9 tRNA genes and 1 rRNA gene are annotated in these 1293 nt (G+C 51.6%); all 10 read right to left on the bottom strand.

What is annotated here, in order from left to right:
* Nucleotides 1–347: 347 nt before the first annotated feature.
* Nucleotides 348–423, bottom strand: a tRNA-Ala gene (locus B1K71_RS00010).
* Between the two features lie 5 nt (nucleotides 424–428).
* Nucleotides 429–505, bottom strand: a tRNA-Pro gene (locus tag B1K71_RS00015).
* 4 nt (nucleotides 506–509) lie between these two features.
* Nucleotides 510–586, bottom strand: a tRNA-Arg gene (locus B1K71_RS00020).
* A gap of 3 nt (nucleotides 587–589) precedes the next feature.
* Nucleotides 590–678, bottom strand: a tRNA-Leu gene (locus B1K71_RS00025).
* Between the two features lie 19 nt (nucleotides 679–697).
* Nucleotides 698–772: transfer RNA gene (locus tag B1K71_RS00030), tRNA-Gly, on the bottom strand.
* Between the two features lie 14 nt (nucleotides 773–786).
* Nucleotides 787–871, bottom strand: a tRNA-Leu gene (locus B1K71_RS00035).
* A gap of 6 nt (nucleotides 872–877) precedes the next feature.
* Nucleotides 878–953: transfer RNA gene (locus B1K71_RS00040), tRNA-Lys, on the bottom strand.
* 31 nt (nucleotides 954–984) lie between these two features.
* Nucleotides 985–1060: transfer RNA gene (locus tag B1K71_RS00045), tRNA-Thr, on the bottom strand.
* A 21-nt stretch (nucleotides 1061–1081) separates the two neighbouring features.
* Nucleotides 1082–1154, bottom strand: a tRNA-Val gene (locus B1K71_RS00050).
* Between the two features lie 14 nt (nucleotides 1155–1168).
* Nucleotides 1169–1284, bottom strand: a 5S ribosomal RNA gene (rrf, locus tag B1K71_RS00055).
* Between the last annotated feature and the right edge of the window lie 9 nt (nucleotides 1285–1293).

Below are 1293 nucleotides of genomic sequence, written 5' to 3' on the forward strand. Positions count from 1 at the left end.
TGCATGTATTAGGCACGCCGCCAGCGTTCGTCCTGAGCCAAGATCAAACTCTCCAAAAGTTTGTCTATGATTGACACCAATCAACCATAGGTTTAAGTCTTAGCTTTAAAATTGAATCCAGGGAAAAAGCATTTGCTTTTGTCCTGTTTCTAATCCAGCTCCAGCGCTCAGCGACTAGCGAGACTTCCCTCACCTCCGTACGATAAGTCAACATCGATTCACTACGTTCATCGTGTTTCCTTTATCTCCTTCGGCTCAGTCCAGTCCGTACGTCGCTAATCGAGCGCTTACGCTTTTTAACTTGACATACTGGTTGTTTTGTTCAGTTTTCAAAGAGCAAATAATATTGGTGGAGCCTAGCGGGATCGAACCGCTGACCTCCTGCGTGCAAAGCAGGCGCTCTCCCAGCTGAGCTAAGGCCCCAAAAGTGGTCGGGAAGACAGGATTCGAACCTGCGACCCCATGGTCCCAAACCATGTGCTCTACCAAGCTGAGCTACTTCCCGTAAATGGCGCGCCCGAGAGGAGTCGAACCCCTAACCTTCTGATCCGTAGTCAGACGCTCTATCCAATTGAGCTACGGGCGCTTCTGGTGCCGAGGGCCGGACTCGAACCGGCACGGTAGTGACCTACCGCAGGATTTTAAGTCCTGTGCGTCTGCCAATTCCGCCACCCCGGCTTGGCTTATTTTCTTATATTGGAGCGGAAGACGGGATTCGAACCCGCGACCCCCACCTTGGCAAGGTGGTGTTCTACCACTGAACTACTTCCGCAATATATTGATAAATGGTGCGGGTGGAGGGACTTGAACCCCCACGTCGCGAGACACTAGATCCTAAATCTAGCGCGTCTGCCAATTCCGCCACACCCGCATAAAATGGTGAGCCATGGAGGATTCGAACCTCCGACCCTCTGATTAAAAGTCAGATGCTCTGCCGGCTGAGCTAATGGCTCACAAAAACACAAACGTTATAAAACAAAAAAATGGTGCCGGCCAGAGGAATTGAACCCCCAACCTACTGATTACAAGTCAGTTGCTCTGCCAATTGAGCTAGACCGGCAAAATAAGTAAATGAAGATGATGGAGGATGCAGGGCTCGAACCTGCGACCCCCTGCTTGTAAGGCAGGTGCTCTCCCAGCTGAGCTAATCCTCCGACACATATGTAAAGCCTGGCGGCGTCCTACTCTTGCAGGGGCAAAGCCCCAACTACCATCGGCGCTGGAGAGCTTAACTGCTGTGTTCGGCATGGGAACAGGTGTGACCTCTCCGCTATTGCTACCAGACCTTCAGAC

The organism is Virgibacillus siamensis, assembly GCF_900162695.1.
GTDB lineage: Bacteria > Bacillota > Bacilli > Bacillales > Amphibacillaceae > Lentibacillus > Lentibacillus siamensis_A.